Below are 25,754 nucleotides of genomic sequence, written 5' to 3'. Positions count from 1 at the left end.
AATAACTCAAACGGCGTACTGCTCGGTTTGGAGCCACTTAGAGTTCGTGCCCGGGACCGCTTTCCCGAACCGCTCGGAGTCGCCCCCATGAACCCTCGTCGCAGTAACAGCTCCCTCCCCAAACCGGGCCGCTCGGCCTATGGGGTGGCGTCGGCTGTCGTCCTGCTCCTCATACCCGTGGTCGTGCTGGCCGGAGGCAGCCAGTTCCGCGAGTTCCTGAACTTCGGCGCGGGCGTGCTCTCCCTCGTCTCGCTCAGCTGCTCGGTGATCTGGGGCCTGGTCGCCCAGGACCGGATCATCCTCAACACGCGCCAGCGGATCGTGGGCCAGGCGGTGCACCGGACCACCGCGGTCGCCTCGATCGCGTTCCTCCTCGTGCACATCACCACCAAGATCGTGCTGGGGCACACCCAGCTGATCGCCGCGCTGATCCCGTTCTCGCTCGGCCTCACCGGGATCGAGGGCCTGGTCGGCCTCGGCTCCCTGGCCGGGCTGCTGATGATCTTCGTGGGCATCACCGGGGCACTGCGCAGCAACTTCGCCACCCCGGCCCCGGTCGCGGCGCGCTGGCGGGCGATGCACATGCTGGCCTACCCGGCCTGGTGCGCGGCACTGATCCACGGCCTGTACGCGGGCCGGGAGGCCAAGCCGATCTTCTTCATCCTCTACGGCCTGTCCCTGCTGGGCGTCATCGCGGCCCTGGCCGTGCGCGCGGCGCCGCGCCCGGTCAAGCGCAGGCTCGCCGACCGGCTCGTGGCGGTGCTGGGCGGCGGCGAGCGGCCCGAGCTGGACGACCTGGACGCGAGCCGGGCCAGGGCGGCGGAGTCCGGGCTGCCGGGCTACGAGAACGTGCGCGGCGCGACGCCCCCGCGCGCCGACACGACGAGGCCGGCGCCGCGCGGTCCCCGGCCCTCCTCCCCGCTGTACGACACCCCGGCCTCCGCCGCGGAGCCCGAGCCCGCCCCCGGCTTCGCCGCCGCCTACCGGGCCGTCGCGACGCCGCCGCCCGGGCAGCCCTTCGCGGCCGACCAGACCGCGCGCATGAACGTGCCGTTCGACCCCCGGACCGCGGGGGCGGCACCGCGCGTGGACGGCCCCGGCAGCACCTCGGGCAGCTGGCCGATCCCCTCGCCGCCGCCGGTCGGCGAGGCGCCCCCGTCGGCCTACGACCCGCTGAACGACACGGGATACAACATCCCGGCCTACAACAATCCGGGCGCGGCCGCGGGCACCCCCGCGTACGGCGGACGTGATGTGTACAACACCGGTGAGACGAACGCCCCCTACGGCACGTACAACCCGAACGACACGTACAACAGCGGTCCCGCCACTGAAACACCCCCCGGCGCCTCCTACGACGCGCCGGGTTCGGGCGAACCTTGGAACACGCCTTCCGGAGGCTACAGGTGAACGAGGCCCTGCCCGACGTCCCGGAAGTCCGCGTGGTCGGGCTTCCCCAGCTCACGTCGGGCTTCGACCTTGTCGAAAGACTCGACCTGCCCATGCATCTGAAGGTGCACGGGCCACTCGAACCGTTGGGCGGCGAGCAGCTCGCGAAGCTCTCCGAGGCCATCAATCTGAAGGGCCGCGGCGGCGCGGGCTTCCCCTTCCACCGGAAGCTGCGCTCGGTCGCCGAGGCGGCGATCAAACGCGGCGTACGGCCGGTCGTCGTCGTCAACGGCAGCGAGGACGAGCCGGCCTGCCGCAAGGACACGGTCCTGATCAACCGTGCCCCGCACCTCATCCTGGACGGGGCCCTGCTGGTCGCGGAGGCCCTCGGTGCCCGCACGCTCGTCGTGGGGGTCACGCGGGAGTCCACCCAGCGCTCCATGGAGGCCGCGCTCGCCGAGCGCGGCCTGAGCAACAGCCGCAGGTCGGCTCTGCGCGCGAGCGTGCAGCGCAACCCGGTGCGCATGGTCACGGGCGCGGCCGCCTCGCTGATCCGTTCCATCGACGGCGGTCCGGCGATCCCGCCGGGCCGCAAGACCAGCGCCTCGCAGAGCGGCGTGGGCGGCGCGCCCACCCTGCTGTCCAACGCGGAGACCTTCGCCCAGCTGGCGATCGCCGCCCGCATAGGCCCGGAGCGCTACGGCAGCACCGGCCTGTACGACGAGCCGGGCACCGTGATGCTGACCATCTCCGGCGCCGTCGCCCGCCCCATGGTGGTCGAGGCCCCCACCGGGGTGCCACTGCGCTACGTCCTGCAGCTCGCCGGCGCCCCGCCGGTGCCGCAGGGCGTGCTGACCGGCGGCTACCACGGCAAGTGGATCGACGCGGCGACCGTCAACGAGGCGATCGTCTCGCGCAACTCCCTGGACGCGGTGGGCGGTGCGATGGGAGCCGGGGCGATTCTGCCGATCAGTCAGGAGACCTGCCCGCTGGGCGAGTCGCTCCAGGTGGCGAAGTGGCTGGCGGAGGAGAGCGCGGGCCAGTGCGGTCCCTGCTACCTCGGTCTGCCGGCCGCCGCGCGCGGTATGGAGGACATCCTGAACGGCGGCGGCCCGGCCGCCCTGGAGGCCCTCAAGCAGGTCGCCAAGAACGTCAAGCGGCGCGGCGCCTGCTCGCATCCCGACGGCTCGGCGATGTTCCTGGAATCGACCATCAAGGCGTTCACCGACGACCTGGCCGCGCACGTCCTCGGCAACGGCTGCGGACGCCCCGTGGAGGGCGTCCTGCCGCTCTTCGAGGGCGGCAGGGCTCCCACCGGCGTCCCCGGCGGCGGCGAGGCCGAGGAGTCCGGCTCCAGCCGTCAGAAGATCTACGTCGACTGGACGCTGTGCCGGGGACACGGCCTGTGCGCGGACATCCTCCCGGAGGTCTTCGAACTGGGCGCCGACGGCTTTCCGACCGTCGCCCAGGCGAAGGTTCCGCGCTACGCGGAGGACAAGGCCCTGCGCGCCGTACGCCGCTGCCCGGCACTGGCCCTGCGCCTCGAGGAGGACACCCGCTCGCAGGCCCCGTCGCGCAACCTGCCGGTCCTCTCCCAGGGCCGCGGCCGCCGCGCTCTGGGCCGCTGAGCGCACGCGACGGCGGGCCGCCCTCCCAGGGGGCAACCCGCCGTCGCGTTTTTGCCGCCGGTGCCGCCGCGTACGCGTGCGGGCATACGTCGAGGGCGAGTCATCCGGTGGATGACTCGCCCTCACTTCCTGTGGAGCTAAGGAGAATTGAACTCCTGACCTCCTGCATGCCATGCAGGCGCTCTACCAACTGAGCTATAGCCCCTCGTGGCCACGCGGCTGAGCCGCTTATTCGACCGTGTCGCCCGGTTTCCCCGGCGGCGACGCCAACATTACACGGTCCAGGGGGTGGAACACCAAATCGGTTTCGCTCCGCCCTGCACGGCCCCCGAGCACAGGGACCGCGTCACGCCGTCACGAACGAATAGAACCGCTTCAGCGTGCAGTGCTCCTCCAGGAGCCGGCCGTAGATCGGCTCGCCCTCGAGTTCGCGGTAGGTCTCGATCGGGTCGCCTTTTATGATCAGCGCCCGCGCGCACTCCTCGCACCAGTACTGGTAGTCGGGGTTGATCGGCTCCATGTCGCGGACGATCGGGGTGCCGCCGCCGCACCAGTCGCACTTCCGCCTGTGTGCACCCATGGGTCAGCTCCAGCTGTGGCCGCAGGCCGTGCACACGTACGAGATCCCCCCGTTGTCGCCGAGGACTTGGGCCACATGGAGAGAGCCGCAGGAGGGGCAGACGAGGCGGGTGACCGTGTCTCGTATCAACGCCGCACCGAGGAGGTCACCGACCTCCTCGAGGATGCAGGCAGGCATCGCTACTCCCTCCCGTCGGGCCGCGCCCCCTCCGGCCGTTTGATTCTGCCACGGCCGGGCCGATACGGTCAGCGACGCCTTGGTACCAGTACGGCCACGGCCTGCACCGGGGGCGTCCGGACCGGCGCGTCCAGGCACTCGGAGAGCGCACTCGCAGAGGTATACGCCCCCGGAGCCCCAAGTGACTCAAGCCGGTTCACGGGAATACAGAAAATCCCGCCCCTGAACGGGACGGGATTCTGACGAACGATCCTCGGCGACTCAACCGAGTGCCGGTCCGTGGAGCTAAGGAGAATTGAACTCCTGACCTCCTGCATGCCATGCAGGCGCTCTACCAACTGAGCTATAGCCCCTTGCCGCCACGCGAACCATCCGCGTGGTGTTTCGCCCCGCTCGGCGGGGCGAACAAGAAGAACTTTAGCCTGCGACCTGCCGGAAAGTGAAATCCGGGTCCCGTGGGCCGCGGGGCGGCTCAGTCGTCGTCGCCGAGGACGGGCTCGGGCAGGGTGCCGGCGTTGTGCTCCAGCAGCCGCCAGCCGCGGGCGCCCTCGCCGAGGACCGACCAGCAGCAGTTGGACAGGCCGCCCAGGCTCTCCCAGTGGTGGGGTTCGAGACCGAGGAGGCGACCGAGGGTGGTGCGGATGGTGCCGCCGTGGCTGACCACGACGAGCGTGCCGTCCTCGGGCACCTTCTCCACGTGCCGCAGCACGACGGGGGCGGCACGGTCGGCGACCTCGGTCTCCAGTTCGCCGCCGCCGCGGCGCACCGGCTCACCGCGCTTCCACGCGGCGTACTGGTCGCCGTACCGGCCGATGATCTCCTCGTGCGTCAGGCCCTGCCAGACGCCCGCGTAGGTCTCGCGCAGGCCCTCGTCCCGGGTGACCTCAAGGCCGGTGAGCGCGGCCAGCTCGGCGGCCGTGCAGGTGGCCCGCAGGAGGTCGGAGGAGACGATCGCGTCGGGTCGCAGGGAGGCCAGCAGGCGGGCGGCATGGCGTGCCTGGCCGACGCCGGTCTCGGTCAGCTCGACGTCCGTGCTGCCCTGGAAGCGCCGTTCCACGTTCCAGGGAGTCTGGCCGTGGCGCCACAGGATGATGCGGCGGCCACGGCCCGGCGCCCGGCCGGGCCCCTCGGCGGCGCCGCTCACCGCCATTCACCGCCGGGCTCCGCCGTCTCCTCGGCGGCCTGCTGCTTGGCGTGTTCCTCGGCCTTGCCCCGGGTGGCCTTGGCGTCGGCGGGCAGTTCGAGTTCGGGGCAGTCCTTCCACAGCCGCTCCAGGGCGTAGAAGACGCGTTCCTCGCTGTGCTGGACGTGCACGACGATGTCCACGTAGTCGAGCAGAACCCAGCGGGCCTCGCGGTCGCCCTCGCGGCGCACCGGCTTGGCGCCGAGTTCCTTCAGCAGCCGCTCCTCGATCTCGTCGACGATCGACTTGACCTGGCGGTCACTGGGCGCGGACGCCAGCAGAAAGGCGTCCGTGATCGACAGCACGTCGCTGACGTCATACGCGATGACGTCGTGCGCGAGTTTGTCGGCGGCCGCCTGGGCGGCGGTGTTGATGAGGTCGAGAGAGCGATCGGTCGCGGTCACTACAGGGCTTTCCTTCGGCGGTCACTTGACACCAAGGGTCTCACGGACCGCCGAGGACACCCCACGCAATTGAGGGATCACTGCCCCGAGGAGCCTTGGTAGTCCTGACCGAGGACGACGGAGACGTCGGCGTTCGAGGTGACCGTGCCCTTCGTCACCGCGCTGTCGGGCAGCCCCAGGGTCTTGGCGACCTCCGTGGCCTTCTCCTTGCCCGCGGCGTCGGCGTAGACGACCTGGGACGCCGAGCGGACCTCGGAGGCAGTGCCGCCCTCCAGGAAGGTGAAGCCGCCGCCCAGGAGGACGATCCGGGCCTTCTCGGTGTTGCCCTTGGCGCCGCTGGCGTTCCGCACGGAGACCCGGACGGCGGACGACTGGTCGGGGCTCTTCGCGGTGCCGCCCAGGACGTCCTTGACCACGCTCTCGCTGGTCTGCGCGCTCAGCGTGCCGTCCGCCTGCACCGGCAGCAGCGCCGTCTTGTAGTCGCCGCCCTTGGCGAACTCGGCCAGCTTGGCGAGGAAGGTGCCGAGGTCCTCGTCGGTGAGCGAGGGGTCGAGGATCTGCTGGAGCGTCTGCACCGTCGTCGTCGCGCCCGTGGCGTCGGAGGAGACCTTGCGCAGCAGGCTCTGCATCACCTGGCCGAACCGTTCGAGCTGGGCGTTCTCCTCCTCGCCCGAGGCGTGGTAGGTGGCGTACGCGACGGCCATGGTGCCGCTGAGGGTCTGCGCCTTGCCCTTGCGGACCAGGGGCGCGGCGCCCTTCTTCTTGGCGTCCGGGTCGGGTACGTCGGCGTTGGCGTCGACCTCGACGTTGCCGACCAGGTCGACGAGGTTCTGGAGGTAGGGGGTGTCCAGGCGCCAGGTGCCCTCGATGTCGGTGCCGAGGACCGTGTCGAGCTGCTCGCGGGTACCCGAGGAGCCGTCGCCCTTGACCGACTTGGCGAGGGTCGTGACGGTGCCGTCGTCGCCCGTCAGGGCGAGGGAGTTGGGCAGCAGGACGGTGGTGCCCTGCTTGGTGGTGGTGTTGCCGACGAGCAGCGCCGTGGACGTGCCGCCCCGTTCGGTGTCGTGCAGGTGGACGACGATCACGTCGCGCTTCTGGGCGCCGTTCGCGGTCGCGGTGCCGCTCTCGGAGCCGGACGACGACACGCCGGGCAGCTTCCCGGCGTACCAGAGGTAGCCGACTCCGCCCGCCGCGAGCAGGGCCAGCACGACCGTCAGGGCGACGACGCGGCTGCGGGCGCGGCGGCGGGCCTCCTCGCGGCGCTCGGTGCGGTTCTCGGTGAACTTCAGCCAGTCGATGACGTCCTCGGAGCCGTCGCTGGGCTCCTCGACGAAGGCGAACTGCTCGGTGCGGTAGTCGGGTCCGTCCGCGCCGTCCGGGTCGGGTCCCTGCGCCGTCCGGTCGGCGTCCGCCGGGCCGGTCTGCTGCGGGATGTGGGCGGTCTGCTCGGGGACCCGGGGCTGCTCCCCGCTGGTCGCGGCCCGTCCGTACGGGTCGTACGGGGCCGTCGTCGCGCCGGAGCCGTACGGGTCGTAGGAGCCGTGGGCTCCGTGGCCGGAGGGGTCGGGCGCCTGCCGGCCCGGGTCGTAGCCGGTGCCGTAGCCGCCCTGGTAGGCGCCGTCGTGACCGCCCTGGTAGGACGTGGGATCGAGCTGCTGCTGGCCACCGGTCGCGTACGGGTCGTAGCCGTAGCCCTGCTGGCCGTAGGCGTCGTAGGCCTGCTGCGGAGTCTGCTGGACGGGGACCGGCCGGTACACAGGCCGGCCGTACTCGTCGTAGCCGACGAGTTCGTACTGGTCGCCCCCGTGACCAGCGTCGTATCGGTCGTTCACCGGTGCCCCTCTCGGCTCACTCGCCTCGGTACAGCTGGCGTTTGGCGATGTAGCGCACGACTCCGTCAGGCACCAGATACCAGACCGGGTCGCCCTTGGCGACTCTCGCCCGGCAGTCCGTGGAGGAGATGGCGAGGGCGGGGACCTCGACGAGCGAGACGCCGCCTTCCGGCAGGCCGGGGTCGGTCAGATGGTGGCCGGGCCGGGTGACGCCGATGAAGTGCGCGAGGGAGAACAGTTCCTCGGAGTCCCGCCAGGTGAGGATCTGGCCGAGCGCGTCGGCGCCGGTGATGAAGAACAGGTCGGTGTCGGGGTTGAGCGCGCGCAGATCGCGCAGGGTGTCCACGGTGTAGGTGGGACCGCCGCGGTCGATGTCGATGCGGCTCACGGAGAACTGCGGGTTCTCGGCGGTCGCGATGACCGTCATCAGATAGCGGTCCTCCGCCGGGGAGACTTGGCGGTGGGACTTCTGCCAGGGCTGCCCGGTGGGCACGAACACCACCTCGTCCAGGTGGAACTGCGCGGCGACCTCGCTGGCCGCCACGAGGTGCCCGTGGTGGATCGGGTCGAACGTCCCGCCCATGACGCCGAGGCGCCGCTTGCCCGACGCCGAAGGCCCGCCGCCGGGCCCGTGTTCGAGGGGGTTCACCGTGTCACTCGCCGGACCGGTAGGCATGTCCTGCTCTCCCATGCGTGCAGACCCTACCGGCCCGGCCTGAGGACTCCATGAGCCAGATCCCGGGGACGGGCCGGACAGGGCTTCAGCGGTCGCGGTTGAAACGCGTGGTGATCCACAGCAGGAGCAGCAGGATGAAGAGCGCGCCACCGCCGGTGAGGAAGGGGCTGAGGCTCTCGTGGTTGCCCCCCTGGGCCTCGGCGAGGTTGACCAACTGGGCAGCGGTGCTGGGGTAGCTCATCTTTGGCAGGACCTATCCGGGAGTGAGCGGGACAAGGATGTCGGCCCATCGTAAGCAACCCCTGGCGCACCGCTCACCCCGACTCCACCGTTGGCACAGCGGGCGCTTGCGCCCCACCCGCACCCGCGCGGCCCCGCCGGTGCGGGCGCGACGGCCGCGGGAGCCCTCGGGAACCTTTCCGCCGCGTCAGTCGTCGTCCCGCTTGTAGCCGCGGAGGAGGAACCAGCCGGTGAGGACGCAGCCCAGGACCATCACGATCAGGACGACCCGGAGCAGGTAACCCGCCCCCTGGTGCTGGGCGGCGGCGCCGGCGGCCTCGGTCAGCCAGGCGGCTGCGGGGTGGTGCTCCATGACGTGGACTCCTTCGTTGCACTGCCCGTCCACGGTATCTCCGCCTAGGCTGGGCCCTGCCTCGGGGGCACATTGGGACACTGACACACATGGGGGACCACATGTCCGACGACGGCCGCGAACAAGAGGCGCAGGAGCACGCGCCGAGCCGGCAGCGCAGGCGCTTCCCGGAGATCTCCTCGCGTGCGTACGAGCACCCTGCAGACCGCTCCGCCCTGGTCGCGCTGCGCAAGCTGAGCGGCTTCGACACGGTGTTCAAGGCCCTCAGCGGCCTGCTGCCCGAGCGCAGTCTCCGGCTGCTGTTCCTGTCCGACTCCGTCCGCGTCTCCGACCAGCAGTTCGCACACCTGAACGACATGCTGCGGGACGCCTGCTACATCCTGGACCTGGAGAAGGTCCCGCCGATGTACGTGACCCAGGACCCCCAGCCCAACGCGATGTGCATCGGCCTGGACGAGCCGATCATCGTCGTCACCACGGGCCTGGTCGAGCTGCTCGACGAGGAGGAGATGCGGGCGGTCGTCGGCCACGAGGTGGGCCACGCCCTGTCCGGGCACGCCGTGTACCGCACGATCCTGCTGTTCCTGACGAGCCTGGCCGTCCGGGTCGCCTGGATCCCGCTGGGCAACCTCGCGATCATGGCGATCGTCACCGGGCTGCGCGAGTGGTTCCGCAAGTCGGAGCTGTCGGCGGACCGGGCCGGTCTGCTCGTCGGCCAGGACCTGAAGGCGTCCATGCGGGGCCTGATGAAGATCGCGGGCGGCAACCATCTGCACCAGATGAACGTGGACGCGTTCCTCCAGCAGGCCGAGGAGTACGAGGCCGGGGGCGACCTGCGCGACTCCGTGCTGAAGATCCTCAACGTGCTGCCGCGTTCGCATCCCTTCACGACCGTGCGGGCGGCCGAGCTGAAGAAGTGGGCCGAGTCCCGCGACTACCAGCGGATCATGGACGGCCACTACCCGCGCCGCACCGAGGACAAGGACACCTCGGTCACCGACTCCTTCCGCGAGTCGGCGGCCCACTACGCCAACCACGTCAAGAGCTCGAAGGACCCGCTGATGAAGCTGGTCAGCGATCTGGCGGGCGGCGCCGGCGACCTGGGTGACCGGGTGCGGCGCGGCTTCGGCGGCTTCACGGGAACGGCCCCGCCCAAGGACCGGGGCAAGGACCAGCCGTCCACCGACACCCCGCCGCGCGACGAGGACTGACCTTCCGGGCGAGCGCGGGCCGCTCCCGCGCGGCCACCGCCCCGCGGCGGCGTCACACCTTCGGCTCTGCGCTGTGCGCCAGGGAGCCGCACAGGGCCGCCGCGGTGTCCGTGGCGTACGGGTCCGTGCCGGGCGGGCTGCCCGCCTTGGCGGTCTGGCCGGCCAGCAGCGGCTCGAAGCGTCCCGCCAGGTCCCCGGCACAGGAGAGCGGACCGGCCTGCGCATAGGAGACGACGATCTGGACCTGGTGCAGCCGCAGGTCGTCCTGGGTGAAGCGGAACTGCAGCTCACGCCGGACGGTGAACAGCGAGGCCGGCGCGTGCGCCGTGGAGCCGGCCGGCTTCAGCGCGTAGACGAAGGTGTGGTCCGCGCCGACCTCCAGGGTGAAGGAGTCGGTCTCGGCGGCCTGGAGGCTGCCCTGCACCCGGATCTCGCGGTCGGCCAGCTCGGCCCGGGCCGGGTCGAAGCGGACGAGCCAGCCGGTGGGCGCGTGCCGGCCGTCGGCGGCGGGGCGGTCGAAGCTCTGGTCGAACTGGTCGAGCTGACCGGGGTCGAGCAGCGCCCGTACGGGGCGGGTCTGGCCGCCGGTGAGCACCTCCGGGTAGAGGGAGGACGCGACGATGTACTCCTTCGCGATGGTCAGCGCGGCGACGACCTGGCTGTCGGTGAAGTGCGCGGTGCGCCGGACGACGGGCAGCGGTACGCCCTCCGCGCCGACGGCGAACTGGGCGGCCGGGCTGTGCGCGTACAGGTACCCGGGGTCGGCCGCGCCGGGCACCTTGCCCTGCGGGGCGAGCGGGATGACGGTCATCCGCAGCGGCTCCACGGGCCGCTGGGCCTGCGCGCTCTGGTAGGGGTGCCGTACGCCCATGTAGATCGCGGTGCCGAAGGCGACGATGATCAGCAGGACCAGCAGCAGCGCCTGCCGGGGCAGCCCTCGGCGCAGTGGCGGGCGGCGGCGCACGGCCGGGGTGTGGTCGGTCATCCGCTCGCGCGCGGAATACTCCTGGAGGCGGGCAGCCCGGACGAACGACTCGTCGAAGACGACGGATCGGTATTCGTCCTCCGCACCTCCCGGGACGCCCTCGGGTGTCCCCTCAGGTGGCTCTCCAGGCCCTCCCATATCTTCAGGGTAGGTCTCCGGAAGCCCTGGTAAACGCCCTGATGTGCGACAAGTTCTGACAGGTTCTCACCAGAACCGCCGCCCCGCCGTCAGGGCGTGCGCGGGACCGCGGGGACGGGCGGCTGGGAGTAGTCGGCGGACGCGGAGGGCGCCGCGGCGCTGCCCTGCTCCAGGCCGGTCGAGGCGGGCGGCGGGGCCTGCTCCCGGGTGCCCGAGGAGCCGCCCCGGTAGACCGCCGCGAAGGCCAGGGCGACCATGCCGATGCCCATGACGAGGGCGAGCACCCAGGCGACGGGGCGGTGCCAGCGGACGTGCTTGCCGAAGGTCCCCGGGGCGCCGTGGCGGCCTTCGAGGACGTCGGGGTCGTCCAGGTCGCCGTAGGGGTGCTCGGGGCCGAGGCCGGGGCCGTACCCGTCCTCGTAGCGCTCGCCTCTGGCGTGGGCGCGGCGTGCCTCCGCCTCGGAGGCCTCGGCTCTGGCCTGCGCGGCGGCCAGGAGGCGTTCGACGGCGGTCGGCTCGTGGATCACGGCCGAGCGTACGAAGGCCTCGTCGAAGACCACGGAGGCGAACTCTTCGTCCGACACCCCGTGGTCGTGGTCGTCGTCGGGCTCCCAGCCGTCAGGGAACGGCGTGCCCCCCACATCCTCCGGCACGGATCCAGAGTAGACCTGAGGGGTCAATTTGGGCAGACGGTATGGAAATTCATCCGACTGCTGAGACGCCCCGGCCTGGGCCGGGCGGCGTCAGCGCCGGGTGTGCCCGTCCCCCGTGAGGATGTACTTCGTGCTGGTCAGCTCCGGCAGCCCCATCGGGCCGCGGGCGTGCAGCTTCTGGGTGGAGATGCCGATCTCGGCGCCGAAGCCGAACTGGCCGCCGTCGGTGAAGCGGGTGGAGGCGTTGACGGCGACGGTCGTGGAGTCGACCAGCTGGGTGAAGCGGCGAGCGGCCTGCTGGGAGGTGGTGACGATCGCCTCGGTGTGCCCGGAGCTCCACAGCCGGATGTGCGCGACGGCCCGGTCCAGGGAGTCGACCACGGCTGCGGCGATGTCGTACGACAGGTACTCGGTCTCCCAGTCCTCCGGGGTGGCCTCGACGACCGTGGCCCGGGAGTCCTTGGCGTGGGCCATGACCCGCTCGTCGGCGTGGACGGTGACCCCGGCCTCGGCGAGCGCGTCCAGGGCGCGCGGCAGGAACTCGGCGGCGATGTCCTGGTGGACCAGCAGCGTCTCGGCGGCGTTGCAGACGCTGGGCCGCTGCGCCTTGGAGTTGATCAGGATGTCGACGGCCGTGTCCACGTCGGCCTGCGCGTCGACGTAGACGTGGCAGTTGCCGGTGCCGGTCTCGATCACCGGGACCGTGGACTCGTTCACCACCGTCCGGATCAGCGAGGCGCCGCCGCGCGGGATCAGCACGTCGACCAGGCCGCGGGCGCGCATCAGCTCGCGCACGCTCTCGCGGCTCTCGCCGGGCACCAACTGCACGGCGTCGGCGGGCAGGCCCGCCCCGCCCACGGCGTCGCGGATGACCCGGACCAGGGCGGTGTTCGACTCGTAGGCGGAGGCCGAGCCGCGCAGCAGCACCGCGTTGCCCGACTTCAGGCAGAGGGCGGCGGCGTCCACGGTGACGTTCGGGCGGGCCTCGTAGATGATGCCGACCACGCCGAGCGGGACGCGGACCTGCCGCAGGTCGAGCCCGTTCGGCAGCGTGTTGCCACGGACGACCTCGCCGACCGGGTCGGGCAGCGCCGCCACGTCCCGCACGTCGGCGGCGATGGCGCGCACCCGCTCGGGGGTGAGCGTCAGCCGGTCGACGATGGCGTCGCTCGTGCCGGCCTCGCGGGCCTTGGCCACGTCCTTGGCGTTGGCCTCGAGGATCTCGCCGGTACGGACCTCCAGGGCGTCCGCGACGGCCAGCAGGGCGTCGTCCTTCGCCACCCGCGGCAGCGGCGCGAGGTCGGCGGCGGCGGCCTTGGCGCGGTACGCGGCCTGGGTGACCGGGGACATCGAGTCGTACGGCGAGAGCGTGGTCATGAAGGAAGGGTAGTGCGCCCCGAGGGGCGGACACCGGTCATCCCACACCGCGAGACGGGGTCAAAAGGGGTGTACTCCGACCGGTGTCGCCGGCGGCGCTCCGTACCCCTCGGCGAGGCGCTGGTGGTAGGTCTCGCGGTCGATGACCTCGAGGCCGACGATCTCCCAGGGCGGCAGCCGGGCGCTCTGCCGGTGCTCACCCCACAGGCGCAGGGCGACGGCGGCCGCGTCGTGGAGGTCGCGGGCCTCCTCCCAGTAGCGGATCTCGGCGTGGTCGCCCGCGTACCGGCTGGTCAGCAGGAAGGGGTGGTCGTGAGCGAGCTGCTCGAGGCCGCGCCGCACCTCCTTCAGCGGGGCCTGGGCGCCGGAGACACTGAGCGTGACGTGCCACAGCCGGGGCAGATCCCGCGGCTCCTCGTAGCCGGCTCCGGCCGCCACGCTCGTCAGGCCACCGCGGGACGCCGCCGCCCCAGGGCGCACTCGTCTCACGACGTCCTCCTTCACGCAGCGCTCGCTCGTCTCGCTCGTCTCGCTCGTCTCGCTGGTCCCGCTCATGCGGAATGCGTCACTGCCTCAAAGTGGAACAGGCCGCACGGCTCCATGGGGCGGTTTTACGGAACGTCCCCCACCTTCGGCACCCGGGTGGTCGGACGTTTCGGCGCATTACGGCTCCAGAAGCACCAGATCGTCCCTGTGTACGACCTCGCGTTCGTACGCCGGTCCCAGCTCGCGGGCGAGTTCGCGGGTGGAGTGGCCGATCAGCCGGGGGATCTCCTTCGCGTCGAAGTTGACGAGGCCGCGGGCCACCGCGCGCCCCGCGCCGTCGCGCAGCTCGACCGGGTCACCGGCGGTGAACTCGCCCTCCACGGCGGCGATCCCGGCCGGCAGCAGCGACTTGCGGCCCTCGACGACCGCGCGGACCGCACCGTCGTCGAGGGTGAGCGAGCCCTGCGGGGTGGAGGCGTGCTGCAACCACAGCAGCCGGTCCGCGGAGCGCTTGCCGGTGGGGTGGAAGTAGGTGCCGGTGTCGCCGCCGGACAGGGCGTCGGCGGCGTGGACGGCGCTGGTGAGCACCACGGGAATGCCGGCGGCGGCCGCGATCCGGGCCGCCTCCACCTTGGTGACCATGCCACCGGTGCCGACGCCGGCCTTGCCGGCGCTGCCGATCTCGATGCCCTCCAGGTCGCCGGGGCCCCGGACCTCCGCCAGCCGGGACGTGCCCGGCCTGCTCGGGTCGCCGTCGTAGAGCCCGTCCACGTCGGACAGCAGCACCAGCAGGTCGGCGCGGACCAGGTGGGCGACGAGCGCGGCGAGCCGGTCGTTGTCGCCGAAGCGGATCTCGTCGGTGGCGACGGTGTCGTTCTCGTTGACCACCGGCAGGGCGCCCATCGCGAGCAGCTTGTCGAGGGTGCGGGAGGCGTTGCGGTGGTGGGCGCGGCGGCTGGTGTCGTCGCCGGTCAGCAGGACCTGGCCGACGCGGATGCCGTAGCGGGCGAAGGAGGCGGTGTAGCGGGCCACGAGCAGGCCCTGGCCGACGCTGGCCGCGGCCTGCTGGCGGGCGAGGTCGCGGGGCCGGCGGCGCAGGCCCAGCGGGGCGAGGCCGGCGGCGATGGCACCGGAGGAGACGAGGACGATCTCCTTCCGTCCGCCGCCCCCTTCGGCGGAGCCCCTTCCGGGGCCGCCCTCCTTGAGGCTCTTGCCGAGGACGTCCACCAGCGCGTCCACCCGGTCGGCGTCCAGGCCGCCCGACGCGGTGGTCAGCGACGAGGAACCCACCTTGACGACGATCCTGCGGGCCTCGCACACGGCTTGCCTTGCCCTTGCCACCGTGCCCACTCCTCACCTCGTCCGCGTCCGGACGCCTCGCACGGCAATCTACGCGAAGGGCACCGGGCGGCGTGCGTCGGTCCAGCCTGCGGACCGCCGCCCGGGGCACGCCGGGCACGCCGTGTGTTCCGGCGGGTACGGCCGGGTGCGCCGGGTGCGGCGTGGTGCGGTCCGACGGCCCGGCCCGGGCGGGTGCGCCCCGGGCGGCCGCGCAGGGCGGTCGGTCGGAGACAAGGGCGGTCTGCGGGCCCGACGGCACGTCTGCCGGAGGAGGCCGCCGGATGCGGGCCTCCCCCGGGTCCGGTCCTCAGGCGTGGCGGTGGCGCCAGCCCTGCCAGGCGGACTCGATCATGTCGTCCAGGCCGTGGCGGGCGGACCAGCCGAGTTCCTCGCGGACGCGGTCGGCGGAGGCGACGACGCGGGCCGGGTCCCCGGGACGGCGTTCGGTGACCTCCGGGACCGTGCCCTCCCGGCCGGTGACCTTCAGGATGCGGTCGACCATCTCCTGGACCGAACTTCCCTCGCCACGCCCGATGTTGAGCGTCAGAGCGGTGCCCGCCGGCGCCGTCTCCAGACGTGTGGCGGCGGCCAGGTGGGCGGAGGCGATGTCCTGGACGTGGATGTAGTCGCGGACGCAGGTCCCGTCGGGCGTGGCGTAGTCGTCGCCGAAGATCCGCGGGGCCTCGCCGGCCTCAAGGCGTTCGAAGACCATCGGGATCAGGTTGAACACGCCGGAGTCGGACAGTTCCGGGGACGCGGCACCGGCGACGTTGAAGTACCGCAGGGACGCGCTGCGGATGCCGTGGGCCCGGGCGGCGGCGTTGATCAGCCACTCGCCGATGAGCTTGCTCTCGCCGTACGGGCTCATCGGGACGCACTCGGTCTCCTCGGTGACCAGGTCGACGTCCGGCATGCCGTACACGGCCGCGGAGGAGGAAAAAACCAGCCGCTCGACGCCGGTTCCGGTCATCGCCTCCAGCAGGGTCTGCAGGCCGGTGACGTTCTCCCGGTAGTAGTACAGGGGGCGTTCCACGGACTCGCCGACCTGCTTCTTGCCGGCGATGTGCACGACGCCGGTCACGCCGTGCTCGCGGATCGCGGCCTCCAGCCGGGGCCGGTCGAGAACGCTGCCGACCACCAGGGGTACCCCGGCGGGCACCCGGTCCCGGCTGCCGGTCGACAGATCGTCGTAGACCATGGCCTTCCGGTCGCCCTCGGTCATCGCGCGCACGACGTGCGCTCCGATGAAACCGGCACCGCCCGTGATCATCCACATGCTTGGGTCATCCCTTTCCGTCGCGCCGCCCGTCCAGGCCGTCGATGGCCCGGAAGACACGTGCGCAGTTCTCCGTGTCGCGCTGACCGAAGAAGTCGTCGACGCGCTGAGCGTACGGGTCACTGACCGAGAAGCCGCGGTCGATGGCCGCGACGATCTCGTCGACGGCGTCCTCCACCGTCCGGGACACCGGCCCGAACCCGTCGCGGGTCAGGTCGAAGTAGCCGCGGCGGTAGTGCTGGCCGTAGAAGTCGTCCTCGTCGAAGGGCACGTAGACGAGGGGCTTGCCCATGTAGGCCACGTCGAAGAAGACGGACGAGTAGTCGGTGACGAGGAGCGAGCACTCCTTCATCGCCTCCTGCACACCCCGCTTGGTCTGGTCGGCGACGGTGATGTTGGGGTGGTCGACCTTGAAGTGGCGCAGGTACGGGCGGATCTCGTAGTGCGGGTAGAACTCCAGCCGGACGCCGGAGCGTTCCAGCCCGGCCCGCAGCCGCTCGTCCTCCAGCAGCCGGGAGAAGAACCGGAAGTACTCCGAGGCCGGGAACTGGACGCGCGGCCGGCGCCTGCGGTTGTACGACGGGACCACGATGTCGCGCCGCCACGTCGGCATGAGCAGCACGGTGGGCCGGCCCTCGACGGGCTGCAGCTTGTCGAACCGGGGGAAGCCCAGGGCCTGGACCTCGTCGGGACGGTAGCCCATCTCCTCGCGGATGTAGGCGGCCTCGTCCTCGGACACGGCCACGAACAGGTCGACGCTCGTGGACTGCCGGTGCGCGGACTGCGAGACGTCGTTGTACGTCACGCCGTGCTGAAGGAAGACCCGGCGGTACTTCAGCAGGTCGCCGAAGATGCGCAGGTAGTTGAGCTTGCCCATGCTGGGCGGCGCGAGGTAGGCCTCGAGGTCGTACGGCGATATCAGCCGGGTCGCGTTGAGCAGGTAGAGCCGGTGCTTGAGCGAGCCGAGCGCGAGGATGTTGCCGCAGTCCTGGACCTTCGCGCGATCGGCCGCCTTCGCGTCGATGACGTAGTAGACGTTGCGCCTGGGGTGGTTCTGACGCACCCACCGGAAGAAGTGGTGGCCGTTGTCCTGCGCGGTGTCGTGGCGCTCGCCGACGATCCAGATGTCGCGGCGGGCGAGCACGGGGCGGGTGAGCCAGTAGAGCAGCCGCAGCAGCCAGCCCGGCTGCCGGGTGACGATCCGGCCCGTCTCGCGGCCCAGGCGCCGCATCCGGTCGGCGACGCCCGCCGCCGAGCGCCGCCGGGCCACTCGCACGTGGGCCACGTTCTCCGTGTCCGCCGACACCTCGTAGCGGAAGGCGCCGATGCGGTCCACACCCTTGAAGCGGTGGAACGCGGGGCGGGCGGTCACCGGGGTGTCGACGAAGCCGCCGGGGCCGTGCAGCCGGACCGCGAGGGAGTACGCGCCGCCGTGCAGGGCCGCCAGCTCGTCGCGGCCGAGGTCGGCCCGCCAGCCGCTGTGCAGGTCCCGCTGCTTGCGGACGTGCCAGCGGTCGCGGCGGTACACCTGCCGCGCCGGTACGGTGTGTTCCCGGCCGCCGGGCGCGCTGAACACGAGCTCCAGCCGGTTGCCGAAGTCCTCGGAGATGTCGACGTCGCCAAGGGTCAGGAACCCCTCGACGCGCAATGCGCCGTCGACGGGACGGACGGACTCCGCCTGGGCCGACCGGGACATGACGCGCAGCAGCGTGGAGTCGTCCACGTCGCCCTCGGCCCTGCGGAAGAGCACCGGGCCGGCGACCGACAGCTCCGGCAGGAAACGGGGCTCCTCGAACGGACGGGTGAAGAGCGCGGCGTTGCCCGCCCTCACGGCGTGATGCGTGAGGAGGGAGGCGTTCGGACCGGCGCAGTCCAGGACGACGTCGTCCGGGATGTCCCGGTAGAGGGTCCGCAGCTTCGGGTAGAGCGCTTCGAGCTCCTCGCCGACCATCATCTTGGGCAGGCCGACCAGGTACGGGTGGAAGCTGCCCGCCACGAAGCGCTGGAGCGCGGCCCGCCGCTCCGGGCCCGCCGCCGCATGGGCGTCCAGCAGCGACTGGTGCAGGGCCAGCAGGCTCCGCGCGGTCTCCCGCCGGTCACGGGCGGGGAGGCCGGAGCGGGCGTCGTCGGTGACTCCGTAGACCAGCGCCGCGGTCACGCGGATACGGCGGGCCCTCAGCAGAGCGGTGGCCACGGGGGTGATGTGCTCGATGTCCCAGCCGTCCCCGACGTGGAAGCCGCACTCGCGCAGCAGGTCGCAGCGGAACAGCTTGCCGCCGGGCGACGCGGCGAAGAGCAGGTCGGGGGCGCCGGCGAGGCCGTCGACGGTCCGGTCGCCGGCCTCGAAGCACTCGCGCAGGAACACGTCGGCCTCGCGCAGCGCCTCGGAGGCCTGCCAGGTGTCGCCGACCACGACGTCGACGTCGTCCGCGGCCGCGGCCGCGGCGAGCAGCCCGGCCAGCGCGCCTTCGGCCAGGACACCGGATCCGTCCATGAAGGCCGCGTACGGACCTGCCAGTCGGTCGAGGACCGCCTGCCGGGAGGCCCGGGCGTCGCGGCCGTCCGGGGTGCGGACGAGACTCGCGTTGCCGTGGCGGTCGGCGAACTCGACCGCGGCGGGCGCGTCCGTACCGGTCCCGGCGGTGACCAGGAGCACCCGGGTACGGCCGAACTCCTCCTGGCAGGCCAGGGAGTTCAGGGCGGCCCGCAGCGCGTCGTCGCCGTATCCGGCGCAGAACACCACGACGGTCGCGGCGGGTTCCGCGGGCTCCGCGGCGTTCGCCGGCAGCTCGCGCCCCTGCCACCACTGCCAGTACCCGGCGTCCGGCGCCTTGCGCGTCGCCCCCCTGGCGTCGGCGGGTTCGGCCGGGCGCCACACGAGGTTGCCGCTGCCCGTGATGTCCGGCCACAGACCGGAGGGCTCCAGCACGCGACCGAGCGGTGCCAGGTCGCTGCCGCGGACGCAGAGGGCGGTGGTGTGCTTGCGGCCCTTCCACAGGACCTGCATGTTGAGGTTGACCAGGCTCCGCGAGGAGAGCACGGCCGCGGCCGAACCCAGGTCGAACAAGACCTGGTAGGAGATCCGGGACTCGTCCACCCGGACGCCCGGCACCTCCACGACGGTCCGCTCGCCGGTGTCCTTGGCCCGTACGTGCAGCGCCAGCCGTACCTCGTCGCCGGTTCCGATGCGCTGGAACTGGTTGAGGATCTCGCCCTCGAGCGTGACCGTCGTGCCGTCGACGGCGAGGGAGGTGACCCGGTTGAACAGCTTGCAGTTCTCGAACGACTCGTCCTGCAGGCCGAGTTCGGTCACGTCGAGGAACTCGTCCGCCCCCGGCAGGCCGGCATGGCGTGCCGACCAGTACACGCGGTCTCCACGGCGCACCAGGTCGGTGGAGACGACGCCGCGGCGCTGCTCGAAGTCGGCGACCGTGAGGGCCTCGTCCGCCAGCCGGTTCCGGAAGTAGAAGGCGCGCACCCGGTCCAGCGGGCCGCACAGCGGGTAGGCCCGCTCGTCGATCTCGGTCAGGTACTCCGAGACGATGTCCAGGAAGGCAGTGCGGAACCGCTCGTCGCCCGCGCGGAGTTCCTTCGCGTACAGCCGGACGTCGTGGCTGATGAAGCGGGCGTCCTTGTAGACCTTGATGTCCTCGGCGCCGGCATCGCGCAGGAACCCGTCCGCCAGCCGGTGCACCGCCACCCGGTCGGAAATGCTGCGGATCTCCCCGCGCCGGTTGGTGATCGAGGCGCTGCCGTCCTGCGGGTCCTCCCAGACCCACCGGTAGACCGGTTCGGCGAGGACGGAGATACCGGAGGCGAGGGTGTAGGACTTGGCCGAGAAGAAGGTGTCCTCGTAGAAGACCCCCTCGGGGAAGAAGATCTCGTTCTCGAGCAGGAAGTCCCGCCGGTACAACTTCGCGGCGGCGATGGGGTCGTTGATCAGCTCCGGCCAGTTCCGGATGCCGTCCACGGTCCGGTCGACGCCGTAGAGCATGGGCTGCCACACCTGCGTCGTGTCACGCTGCAGGTTGATCCGGTGGGCGCGTCCGGCGGTGATGTCGGCACCAGTGTTCCGGGCCGACTCCAGCAGCAGTTCGCACGCCTTGACCGGTAGTTCGTCGTCGGAGTCCAGGAACATGACGTATTCGCCGCGTGCCGCACGAATTCCATCATTGCGGGGTGCTCCCACGCCCCCGCTGTTGGTCTGCCGGGATATGACCCGCAGCTGCGGAATTCGGTCCGCGTAACTCTCCGCGACGGCCCGGCTACCATCTTGGGACGCGTCGTCGACGACCACGGCCTCGAAGTCCTGGCACGTCTGCACCACCAGGGAGTCGAGGGCTCTGCCGAGGGTCGCCGCGGCGTTGTACGCGGGGACGACGACGGTGATGCCAGGTGCAGCGTCCACGCGCGGGAACATCACGCCTCCATTACCAAGGACTGAAAAGTCGGAGATCACAGCTCCCACGCCAAACGCCCTCGCGTCGGCACTGGCCCGGAAGGCGCCCAAACCTCGGCCCGCACGACAAGGGGGCCCCGGGAGGAACTCCGCCACGGAGGCGCGCCAAGCGGCAAAAGCCAAGTGCCACAAGGAAGCGGCTGACTCATGAGCAGATTAGCCTAACCCGCACGTCCGGTCGGCTCCCAATCAGGGACGATTCAGACACCATCCACCTTATGTCCCGGCCCCGTGTGATTCTTGACACAGCTTCGGATGAACGGGGCAACCACCGCCGCCCAAGCATTGCCTTAAGCCTTGGCGAACGGCGTATGGTTGGCCGCGCCCGGGCCACCCTACGATGGCATTTGACTGTTGGATTACCGTGGTAAAGCCAACGTCCTTTGACGTAAGGCGCACCGGCATGCCCCGGCCGCCTCGTGTGGCACGTCCGACCACTCCGCGCGCTCCTCGGTGCCTCGCCGAGGGCCACCCCGAAAGGGCTTCCTGCCGACCATGGACATACCTCCGCTCGCCGAAGTGCGCCGCCGCACTGAGAAGAAGCGGGACGCCTGGTGGACCGTTCTGCTCGTCGACCCGGTGGCCACGCCCCTGGTCCGGTGGACCGCCAAGTGGACCAGGGTCACTCCGAACCAGATCACCTGGGCCGCGCTCGTACTCGGCCTCGGAGCGGCCGCCTGCTTCGCCCAGGGCGGGTGGCTCTGGCTGGTCGTCGGCGCGGTCGTGTACCACTGCAGCTTCATCCTGGACTGCATGGACGGTAAGCTCGCCCGGCTCACCGGCAACGGATCCGAGTTCGGCGCCTGGCTGGACTACGTCTTCGACCGCATCCGGGTCCTGGTCTGCGCCGTCGCCCTCATGGGCGGCCAGTACCACCAGACCGGCAACGTCGCGTACATCTGGCTGGCGCTGGCCGTCGTCTTCCTGGACATGCTCCGGTACATCGACGCCCTGCAGATCTACAAGGTCCGCCAGGGCATGCGGACCAAGCTCCAGCAGGCCGCGGCCGAGGTCGCCGAGGTGACCCAGGCGCCCGCGCCCCGCGTCGCCGCGGCCGCGCGCATCACCGCCGAGGCGAAGGACGAGGCCGTGGAGGCCGGCGAGGAGGAGAGCGCGGCCGACCAGCGCGCCGAGGAGCCCGCCGCCCCCACCCTCGGGGTGGTCACGCAGCAGTCGTTCGTGCGCCGGTTCACGCGCTACAACCGCATCCGCGACCTCCTGATCAGCCACCGCATCCGCACCCACCTGGTCAGCGGCATCGAGTTCCAGATGGCGGTGTTCATCATCGGCCCGCTCGCCGGGGCGATCATGGGCGTGACGATCGGGGCCGGTGTCCTGCTGGTGCTCTTCGAACTCGCCATCATCTACAAGCTGATGCTCTCGACCCGCGACTTCGAGAACGCCATGGACTCGTACCGCCGTACCGCCGCGGCCGCCACAGCGGCAGCGGCAGCGGAGGAGCCGGTCACCGCGTCCGTCCCCGTCACGGGCTGACTCCCGCACTCGGCCCACCGCGATGCCGGTCTCCTGAGCACGTCGGAGGCCGGCATCGGCGTTTTCCCGGCCGTGTGCCCGCAGGCATCGCCCCCCAGCAACGGAGCCCTCGGTGACGGACCAGCCCTCGTACGACGCCGCGCTCGTCGTGCCCTGCTTCGACGTGGCCGGGCACGTGCCCCGCTTCCTGGACTCGGTCGCCGCCCTCGACGGGTTCGACCGGACCCAGGTGATCCTCGTCGACGACGGATCGACCGACGGCACCCGCGAACTGCTCGCCGCGTTCGCCGACCGCCATCCGCAGGCCGAGCTGATCACACAGTCCAACGCGGGTCCCGGAGCGGCCCGCAACCGCGGGCTGCGCGAGGTCCGCGCCGCGCACGTCGCCTTCGCCGACGCGGACGACGTGATGGTGCCCGACGGGCTGTCCGCGATGCTGGCCTCGGCCCGCGGCAACGACGCCGACATGGTCGTCGCCGACTTCACCAACGTCCCGCTGCGCCCCTACGGCCGCTGGAAGCGGTACTTCGGAGACGGCGACCGGTGCGTCGAGGACATCACCGAGTACCCGGACCTGGTGTTCTCGGCGAGCGTGTGGAACAAGCTGTTCTCCGTGCCGTTCCTGCGGCGCATCCGGGCGTCCTTCCCGGAGGGCGTGCTGTTCGAGGACGCCTGGTTCAGCGTTCCGGCGCTGCTGTCCGCGCGCCGCGTCAACCTGCTGGACCGCTCCGTCTACCTCTACCGGCAGCGCGGCGACGGCTCCTCGATCATGGACTCCCTGCGGGCCAACGCGGGCAACTACCGCGACCACCTCGACCTCAACCTGCACCTGCTCGACGTGGGCACGCGCCACGGACCCGGGGTGCGGCGGTTGATGGAGCGGTACGCCGCCTTCACCTATCTCGGCTTCCTCAGAAGGCTCTCCGAGGCGCCGCCGGAACTCGACGTCACGGCGCTCCTGCCCGACGTGGGCAGGCTCTACGGGGGCATCCGCGACGACGTACTGCGGGAGTTCGTCACCGGCCGCAGGGACGCGGCGCTGCAGGCGGCGGCGAAGTCGGGCAGGCTCGGCGAGTGGCTCGCGGACCCCTGGCCCCTGCTGCCCGAGGGCGCTCGGCCGGCCGACCGTGTATGGCGGGACCTGCCGCTGAATCCGGCCGTCACCGCCCACGGTGACCCGCCTCGCTACCGGCTGAACGGCGACCGGGTCGAACTCACGGGCTCGATCGCCCCCGCCGACGGCGGCGGCTTCGGATCCCGGTGGACGTCCAGTACGACGCCCGTCAGCGCGGTGCTGGACACGGCGGTGAGCCCGGCCCGCACCCACCGCGGTGTCGCCCTGCTGCAGACCCTGCCGGCGTCCACGGTCAACGTGGCCACCCTGCAGATCTCGCGGGGCGGCGTGCTGGCCCTGTCGCTGCCCCGCATGGAGGCCCTGCCGGGCTGGGTCGACCTGTCGGCGATGGCATGGCCGCTGCCGGAGCCGGCACCGGTGGAACGACCGGCGCCGGCACCATGAAGCCGGTCTACGAGGCGAAGGGGTCGAACCCCTCGTACCCCTGCTCCGCCTCGTCCCGCTCGGCCTGCCGGTTCCGGCGCCGCTGGGCGGCCGGACGCGGCGCCTCGAAGCGGTGGTCCTCGCCACGGCGCCCCAGCATCTCCGCGCCCGCCATGACCGTCGGCTCCCAGTCGAAGACGACCGCGTTGTCCTCGGGTCCGATGGCGACGCCGTCGCCGGACCGGGCGCCCGCCTTCATCAACGCCTCCTCGACACCGAGGCGGTTGAGCCGGTCGGCGAGGTAACCGACCGCCTCGTCGTTGTTGAAGTCGGTCTGGTGCACCCAGCGTTCGGGCTTCTCGCCGCGGATACGGAAGAGGCCGTCGTCCTCGCGGACGACGGTGAAGCCGGTGTCGTCGACCGCCTTCGGGCGGATGACGATCCGGGTCGCCTCCTCCTTCGGACGGGCGGCACGCGCCGTCGCGACCAGGTCGGCGACCGCGTAGGACAGCTCCTTGAGTCCCGTGCGCGCCACCGCCGACACCTCGAAGACGCGGTAGCCGCGCGCCTGGAGATCGGGCCGGACCATCTCGGCGAGGTCCTTGCCGTCGGGCACGTCGATCTTGTTCAGGACCACGATGCGGGGGCGGTTGTCGAGGCCGCCGTACTGCCGCAGCTCCTCCTCGATGACATCGAGGTCGGAGACCGGGTCGCGGTCGGACTCCAGGGTCGCCGTGTCCAGCACGTGCACGAGCACGCTGCATCGCTCCACATGGCGCAGGAACTCCAGGCCCAGGCCCTTGCCGCGGCTGGCGCCCGGAATGAGTCCGGGCACGTCGGCGATGGTGTAGACGGTCGAACCGGCCGTCACCACACCCAGGTTGGGCACCAGGGTGGTGAAGGGGTAGTCGGCGATCTTCGGCTTGGCGGCGGAGAGGACGGAGATGAGAGAGGACTTTCCGGCGCTCGGGTAGCCGACCAGCGCCACGTCGGCGACGGTCTTCAGCTCCAGCACGATGTCCTGGAGGTCCCCCGGCTCGCCCAGCAGCGCGAAGCCGGGCGCCTTGCGCCGGGCGGAGGCCAGCGACGCGTTGCCCAGGCCGCCCCGGCCGCCCTGCGCGGCGATGAACGAGGTGCCGTGGCCGACCAGGTCGGCGAGCACGTTGCCCTGCTTGTCCAGGACCACCGTGCCGTCCGGCACCGCCAGAACCAGGTCCTCGCCGTCCTTGCCGGAGCGGTTGCCGCCCTCGCCGGGCTTGCCGTTGGTGGCCTTGCGGTGCGGGGAGTGGTGGTACTCGAGCAGCGTCGTGACGGACTGGTCGACGGTGAGGATCACGTCACCGCCGCGCCCGCCGTTGCCGCCGTCCGGGCCGCCCAGCGGCTTGAACTTCTCACGGTGCACGGAGGCACAGCCGTGGCCTCCGTTACCCGCGGCGACGTGCAGTTCGACGCGGTCCACGAAGGTGGTCATGGTGTGTGCCTCCAGCACTGCGCAAATGTACGGATGTGGTTACTGCGTAACACGCGAAAGGCGGACCCGCCTTCCCGCCGGGGAAGTGAGGTCCGCCTCGCGAAGAATTCCGATCAGGCGACCGGAACGATGTTCACGACCTTGCGACCGCGGTTGGTGCCGAACTCCACCGCACCGGCCTGCAGCGCGAACAGCGTGTCGTCGCCGCCACGGCCGACGCCGGCGCCCGGGTGGAAGTGGGTGCCGCGCTGGCGGACCAGGATCTCACCCGCGTTGACGACCTGACCGCCGAAGCGCTTCACGCCGAGCCGCTGGGCATTGGAGTCGCGACCGTTCCGGGTGGACGATGCGCCCTTCTTGTGTGCCATGTCTCCTCAGTCCCTTACTTCGCAGCCGCGGGGATCGACGTGACCTTGATCGCCGTGTACTGCTGGCGGTGGCCCTGACGACGGCGGTAGCCGGTCTTGTTCTTGTAGCGCAGAATGTCGATCTTCTGGCCCTTGTGGTGGTCCACGACCTCGGCCTGGACCTTGATGCCGGCCAGCACCCACGGGTCGCTGGTCACAGCGTCGCCGTCGACAACGAGCAGGGTCGAGAGCTCGACCGTGTCGCCAACCTTGGCAGTGGAAATCTTGTCAACCTCAACGATGTCGCCGACAGCAACCTTGTGCTGGCGACCACCGCTGCGCACGATGGCGTACACGCGGATCTCACTCTCTCGCTCGGAACGGTATCCCCGCAGTCCAGCCGCCCCGCGACACGCGCGAACGGCCTCTCCCGGCCACGGCCCGTGCGGGCCCGTTCCCGGGAGGAAGAGGTTTACGGGGATGAGACGCATCTGGCGACACGCCGACGGTCAAGGTTACGGGGCCCGGCTTGAGGGGTCAAACCGGGCCCCGTACAG

General features: G+C 71.4%; 23 protein-coding genes and 2 tRNA genes. 5 read left to right on the top strand and 20 right to left on the bottom strand.

From position 1 onward, the window contains the following. Positions 1-87: 87 nt before the first annotated feature. Positions 88-1,410 (top strand): cytochrome b/b6 domain-containing protein, encoded by a 1,323-nt coding sequence (locus tag TNCT6_RS21095; protein WP_172632970.1) that lies wholly within the window; start codon positions 88-90, stop codon positions 1,408-1,410. Further along, positions 1,407-3,017, top strand: a complete 1,611-nt coding sequence (locus TNCT6_RS21090; protein ID WP_141361003.1) for an NADH-quinone oxidoreductase subunit NuoF family protein — start codon at positions 1,407-1,409, stop codon at positions 3,015-3,017. The genes TNCT6_RS21095 and TNCT6_RS21090 overlap by 4 nt, the downstream gene beginning before the upstream one ends. Positions 3,018-3,149: 132 nt before the next feature. Here TNCT6_RS21090 and TNCT6_RS21085 read toward each other — a convergent pair. From TNCT6_RS21085 to TNCT6_RS21045, 10 genes are all read right to left on the bottom strand, one after another. After that, positions 3,150-3,222 (bottom strand) — tRNA-Ala (locus TNCT6_RS21085). Positions 3,223-3,363: 141 nt separating this feature from the next. Next, entirely contained in the window at positions 3,364-3,597 is a 234-nt protein-coding gene (locus tag TNCT6_RS21080) for a hypothetical protein (protein ID WP_100566877.1), read from the bottom strand. A 3-nt stretch (positions 3,598-3,600) separates the two neighbouring features. Beyond that, positions 3,601-3,774, bottom strand: coding sequence for a hypothetical protein (locus tag TNCT6_RS21075; protein ID WP_141361001.1), 174 nt, complete (start codon positions 3,772-3,774; stop codon positions 3,601-3,603). Between the two features lie 280 nt (positions 3,775-4,054). Beyond that, positions 4,055-4,127: transfer RNA gene (locus TNCT6_RS21070), tRNA-Ala, on the bottom strand. A 119-nt stretch (positions 4,128-4,246) separates the two neighbouring features. Then, positions 4,247-4,924 (bottom strand): histidine phosphatase family protein, encoded by a 678-nt coding sequence (locus TNCT6_RS21065; protein ID WP_141360999.1) that lies wholly within the window; start codon positions 4,922-4,924, stop codon positions 4,247-4,249. Beyond that, a complete protein-coding gene (gene rsfS / locus TNCT6_RS21060) occupies positions 4,915-5,361 on the bottom strand; it encodes a ribosome silencing factor (protein WP_141360997.1) in 447 nt (148 codons plus the stop codon). Before rsfS ends, TNCT6_RS21065 begins: the two co-directional genes overlap by 10 nt. A gap of 77 nt (positions 5,362-5,438) precedes the next feature. Beyond that, on the bottom strand, positions 5,439-7,193 hold the full coding sequence (locus tag TNCT6_RS21055) for an LCP family protein (protein ID WP_141360995.1): 1,755 nt from the start codon (positions 7,191-7,193) through the stop codon (positions 5,439-5,441). A 16-nt stretch (positions 7,194-7,209) separates the two neighbouring features. Then, the gene (gene nadD, locus TNCT6_RS21050) at positions 7,210-7,884 is read right to left on the bottom strand and encodes a nicotinate-nucleotide adenylyltransferase (RefSeq protein WP_141360993.1); all 675 of its coding nucleotides are present in this window, start codon (positions 7,882-7,884) and stop codon (positions 7,210-7,212) included. 70 nt (positions 7,885-7,954) lie between these two features. After that, on the bottom strand, positions 7,955-8,110 hold the full coding sequence (locus TNCT6_RS39985) for a hypothetical protein (protein ID WP_172632969.1): 156 nt from the start codon (positions 8,108-8,110) through the stop codon (positions 7,955-7,957). 186 nt (positions 8,111-8,296) lie between these two features. Further along, positions 8,297-8,461, bottom strand: coding sequence for a hypothetical protein (locus tag TNCT6_RS21045; RefSeq protein ID WP_141360991.1), 165 nt, complete (start codon positions 8,459-8,461; stop codon positions 8,297-8,299). An 89-nt stretch (positions 8,462-8,550) separates the two neighbouring features. Between TNCT6_RS21045 and TNCT6_RS21040 the strand changes: the two genes are divergently transcribed. Continuing rightward, positions 8,551-9,672, top strand: coding sequence for a M48 family metallopeptidase (locus TNCT6_RS21040; RefSeq protein ID WP_253266179.1), 1,122 nt, complete (start codon positions 8,551-8,553; stop codon positions 9,670-9,672). A gap of 52 nt (positions 9,673-9,724) precedes the next feature. Here the strand turns inward: TNCT6_RS21040 and TNCT6_RS21035 are convergent, their stop codons facing one another. The 7 genes from TNCT6_RS21035 to TNCT6_RS21005 form a co-directional block, all read right to left on the bottom strand. Next, on the bottom strand, positions 9,725-10,795 hold the full coding sequence (locus TNCT6_RS21035; protein ID WP_141360989.1) for a hypothetical protein: 1,071 nt from the start codon (positions 10,793-10,795) through the stop codon (positions 9,725-9,727). Positions 10,796-10,884: 89 nt separating this feature from the next. After that, the gene (locus tag TNCT6_RS21030) at positions 10,885-11,475 is read right to left on the bottom strand and encodes a hypothetical protein (protein ID WP_141360987.1); all 591 of its coding nucleotides are present in this window, start codon (positions 11,473-11,475) and stop codon (positions 10,885-10,887) included. A 63-nt stretch (positions 11,476-11,538) separates the two neighbouring features. Next, positions 11,539-12,825, bottom strand: a complete 1,287-nt coding sequence (locus TNCT6_RS21025) for a glutamate-5-semialdehyde dehydrogenase (RefSeq protein WP_141360985.1) — start codon at positions 12,823-12,825, stop codon at positions 11,539-11,541. Between the two features lie 60 nt (positions 12,826-12,885). Next, positions 12,886-13,305, bottom strand: coding sequence for a hypothetical protein (locus TNCT6_RS21020; protein WP_373996244.1), 420 nt, complete (start codon positions 13,303-13,305; stop codon positions 12,886-12,888). 183 nt (positions 13,306-13,488) lie between these two features. Continuing rightward, entirely contained in the window at positions 13,489-14,652 is a 1,164-nt protein-coding gene (proB, locus tag TNCT6_RS21015) for a glutamate 5-kinase (RefSeq protein ID WP_141360983.1), read from the bottom strand. A 307-nt stretch (positions 14,653-14,959) separates the two neighbouring features. Continuing rightward, positions 14,960-15,928: a UDP-glucose 4-epimerase GalE gene (galE, locus tag TNCT6_RS21010; RefSeq protein WP_141360981.1), complete on the bottom strand. Its 969-nt coding sequence runs from the start codon at positions 15,926-15,928 to the stop codon at positions 14,960-14,962. Between the two features lie 7 nt (positions 15,929-15,935). Continuing rightward, complete coding sequence (locus TNCT6_RS21005; RefSeq protein WP_172632968.1) at positions 15,936-20,336, bottom strand: glycosyltransferase; 4,401 nt, start codon at positions 20,334-20,336, stop codon at positions 15,936-15,938. 546 nt (positions 20,337-20,882) lie between these two features. On the opposite strand from TNCT6_RS21005, the gene TNCT6_RS21000 reads away from it, so the two are divergent. Further along, a complete protein-coding gene (locus tag TNCT6_RS21000) occupies positions 20,883-21,881 on the top strand; it encodes a CDP-alcohol phosphatidyltransferase family protein (RefSeq protein WP_141360977.1) in 999 nt (332 codons plus the stop codon). A 112-nt stretch (positions 21,882-21,993) separates the two neighbouring features. Next, complete coding sequence (locus tag TNCT6_RS20995) at positions 21,994-23,400, top strand: glycosyltransferase family 2 protein (RefSeq protein ID WP_141360975.1); 1,407 nt, start codon at positions 21,994-21,996, stop codon at positions 23,398-23,400. 7 nt (positions 23,401-23,407) lie between these two features. Here TNCT6_RS20995 and obgE read toward each other — a convergent pair whose 3' ends face one another. The 3 genes from obgE to rplU form a co-directional block, all read right to left on the bottom strand. Next, positions 23,408-24,850, bottom strand: coding sequence for a GTPase ObgE (gene obgE, locus TNCT6_RS20990; protein WP_141366663.1), 1,443 nt, complete (start codon positions 24,848-24,850; stop codon positions 23,408-23,410). Positions 24,851-24,963: 113 nt separating this feature from the next. Then, positions 24,964-25,218: a 50S ribosomal protein L27 gene (gene rpmA, locus TNCT6_RS20985; RefSeq protein ID WP_141360973.1), complete on the bottom strand. Its 255-nt coding sequence runs from the start codon at positions 25,216-25,218 to the stop codon at positions 24,964-24,966. 14 nt (positions 25,219-25,232) lie between these two features. Next, positions 25,233-25,553, bottom strand: coding sequence for a 50S ribosomal protein L21 (gene rplU, locus TNCT6_RS20980; RefSeq protein ID WP_030749991.1), 321 nt, complete (start codon positions 25,551-25,553; stop codon positions 25,233-25,235). Positions 25,554-25,754 lie beyond the last annotated feature (201 nt).

This window comes from Streptomyces sp. 6-11-2 (genome assembly GCF_006540305.1).
In the GTDB taxonomy this organism is placed as follows: domain Bacteria; phylum Actinomycetota; class Actinomycetes; order Streptomycetales; family Streptomycetaceae; genus Streptomyces.
This window is presented reverse-complemented; position numbering and strand designations above follow the sequence as displayed.